Here is a 3,773-nt window from a genome sequence, read left to right as displayed (position 1 = left end):
GACTGTAGACAGCACAGCACCTTCAGCAACCACAGTGATTGCGATTGAAAGCATCAGTGATGATACTGGTTTATCAGCTACAGACTTCATTACCAATGATACAAGCTTAACTATTAATGGTAGCTTGGCTGGCACATTGGCAGCGGGTGAAGTTGCACAGATCAGTGTAGATGGTGGTGTAACCTGGATCGACTTGACAGTAACTGCAGGCAACTGGAGTTATATAGATAGCCGTACCTTAACTGATGGTAACTACACTTACGATGTTCGTGTGGTGGATACTGCCGGTAACGTGGGTTCAACTGATAGCCAAGTTGTGACTGTAGACAGCAGTGTAAGTAGTACTATGATTGCCATTACTGCGATCAGTACGGATACAGGAACATCAGTAACAGACTTCATTACCAACGACAATACATTGACCGTCAGCGGAACCTTAACAACAGCGCTGGCAGCAGATGAGCAATTACAGGTATCAAGTGATGGTGGTTTGACTTGGGTTGATGCGATTGTAACAGGTACAAGCTGGAGTTTAGATGATGGAATAACGCATAACAGTAGCTTCACTTATCAGGCACGCGTGATCGATACTGCAGGTAATATTGGTAGTACAGTAAGTCAGGCAATAACTATTGACTCTAGTGTACCTATTCAAACTGTATCAATTAATAGTTATACAGATGATGTGGGTGTATTAGTAGGTGATTTCGGTAGTGGAACAACAACAGATGACAGAACTCCTGTATTGAATGGAATATTAAATCTTGCTTTAGGAAGTGATGAACAAATTGGTATCTATCAAGTTAATGGTACTACAACTACATTCTTGGGCTATGCTTCAACGACAGGCACGTCGTGGACTTATCAAGTAAATTCAGGATTGAACGATGGTCAATCATATACTTTCTTTGCAAGAGTAATAGATACTGCTGGTAACTTTGGGCCACAAAGTAATAATATGGTTATCAACGTTGACTTAACAGTTAAGGTTAATATTCAAAATACTTTGGATACAACACCTATCATTAGTGGTTCTACAGGTTTTAAAATTGGAACAGGTGAATATCTTGAAGTCACTATTAATAGTAAAACATATTCGTCTCAAACAGGTGAGGTGGTAGTTGATCCACTTAATAATACTTGGTATGTACAAATTCCTAATGCGAACGCATTAACAATTGGTACTTATAACGTATCTGCTGTGTTGAAAAATAGTATTGGAATCATTGCTCAAGATGACACAACCAATGAGTTAGTTGTCGCTCCTACACCTGTAGTTACAGTAGGTGCTGGAGGTGGTGACCCAGATCAAAAGGCAACAGCAGTAACAATTGGACAAGATGGTGGATGGCGTATTCATACAAACCAAACTATGTTGGATGCAAATGGTACATCTTCTTCAACTCTAGGAAATTTCGCGAGTACTACTTTAGTCAGTAACAATGGTGGAACAGGTTATGACACCCAAAACTATGTTCAGAATGCGACTTTTATAGACTATAACCGTGATGGTTTCATGGATCTATTTGCAATTGATAATAGATATAATGATGGCCAACAGATGTTTTATTACAATGGTGCGACTTATACAGCATATCAAGTAGGTGCATTCACTAATGCGCCACAAACAGGTAATTTTGCAGGAGATGCTAATACTGATGGTAGTGCTAATACGTGGAGTTGGTATGGTGGTATTATGGCTATCGACAAAAATGGTGATGGCTTAGTTGATATGGTCAATGGTGATCAAACACCAAATGATAGTGCAATTAGAGATGGCTATGGTTCTCAAATCGTTTTAAACAATGATGGAACTATTACAGGTATGTCTAAAGATGGCAACTTTGCGACTGATTATGCCGCAGATGCTACCCATCAACCAATTGGTCGTGATCAATCACAACCAGATATGGAGCTTTCGGGGGTTGATATTAACAACGATGGTATTATTGATTTTGCAATGCATAGTCAAAACATCGTTGCCGACGGTTCTAGAATTACTGCAACAGGTGCAATCAGTACCAACCAATCGCGACTAGTGGTTGTTAAAGGTACCAACACAGATGCTTGGAATGTAGATCAGATTGTTGAAAATGTCTTCCAACGTGGTACAGATGACGATCCAGACATTGGTAACGGTGTGGCGATGACATGGGCTGACTTCAATGGCGATGGCTTCATGGATCTCTTCCTTGGTCGAGGTAGTGAAAGTGATATTGCAGCTTCAGGTGCAGGTAATACTGCAGGTGAATATGCAAGTCGTATTTATTACAATGATGGTACTGGTAAATTATCATTCGTTGATCCAGATTCTAACGGTATAGGTAATCCAAATTCCCTAACGGGCAAATATCTGTTTACCGATAACATAGCAGGTGGCGCATCTCTAGCATTAGATTGGAACCATGATGGTAAGATGGATGTTATCGAGTTACCAGGCATGGGGACGAGTGGTGGTGTTACTGCTGCTGGGAACACAGGCCCAATTAATTTATATACTAATACCACGACTACAATTGCTGGAATTACTACAAATAGTTTTACAACAACGAATTTATTGACACAAATTGGTAAAACAACAATTGGCACAAGTAGTAGTACAGCACCGAACAGTGGACCAGTGACTGGAGCAATTGCAATCGACGTTGACTGGGATGGTGATCGTGATCTATTAGCCTTTACGGTAAATGGACAAACAACCTACATAGAGAACAAAAATAATGTTGCTTACGGAACTAGTATTCACCTCAGAATACTTGATGAAGAAGGCATTAATTCTTTATATGGAAATACAGTTCAATTGATTGATCAGGCAACTGGGCTTGTAGTATCCACACAAATCATCAATGCCCAGTCTGGTAATCAAACCAATGACAGCACGGCGATTGTTGATTTCTATAATCTAGACGCATCAAAAACATATAGTGCGGTTATTTTACGTCAGAAAAATAATGCTGCTGCTGATGTAGGAGGTGTTGCAACTGTTGGTAGTAATACGGTTGAGATACTAAATGCTGCTTGGGCAGGTTTAAAAGCAACCGAAGCGAACAATGCTTATGTATTAACAACAGAATCAGCTAGCAATATTGCAAATGCGAATAAAGCTAACGGTATTGTTGGAACAGGCTATAACGATACATTCTTTGCTACACAAGGTATTGATATTTACAATGGAGCAGGCGGTACAACCACTATTTCAGGTGTTAAGTCGTGGAGTAATACTGGCGGTTTAGACATTGTAGATTATAAGCTGGCAGGTGGTTCGACTTTAACTCTGAATTTGTCAAATACTAGTGCACAAAATACAGGTTTTGGTACAGCAACCTTCATAAATATTGAAGGAATTGCAGGTGGGTCTGGTAATGATGTATTTACTGGGAACGCTCAAAATAATTATTTTGAGGGCCGAGGAGGCAATGACATTTTCAATTTAGCTACCGGTGGGCAAGATACTTTAATGTATAGATTGCTACAAGTTGCTGATGCAACGGGTGGAAATGGTTCAGATACTGTAAATGGCTTTAAAGTAGGTACCGTTGAGGCTACACCAGATGCTGATATTATTGATATAAAGGCCTTACTCGTTGGTTATACAGCAGATACTGATGGTGCTGCACACTATATTAATGGTGTTGCTACACTTGATGCTGGTGAGAATATTGGTAATTTTATCAATGTTACACAGGTAGGCGCTAATACAGTAGTCAGTATAGATCGTGATGGAACAGTTAATGGAACAAATTATACAACATTGGTGACACTAAATAATGTTC

1 protein-coding gene is annotated in these 3,773 nt (G+C 39.7%); it reads left to right on the top strand.

Annotated elements, in window-relative coordinates:
• Positions 1-3,773, top strand: a 3,773-nt coding sequence (locus HUN22_RS15980; protein WP_174731410.1) for a beta strand repeat-containing protein, incomplete at both ends; no start/stop codon positions are given.

Origin of the sequence: Acinetobacter lactucae (assembly GCF_013344765.1) — a bacterium.
In the GTDB taxonomy this organism is placed as follows: Bacteria; Pseudomonadota; Gammaproteobacteria; order Pseudomonadales; family Moraxellaceae; genus Acinetobacter; species Acinetobacter lactucae_A.
This window is presented reverse-complemented; position numbering and strand designations above follow the sequence as displayed.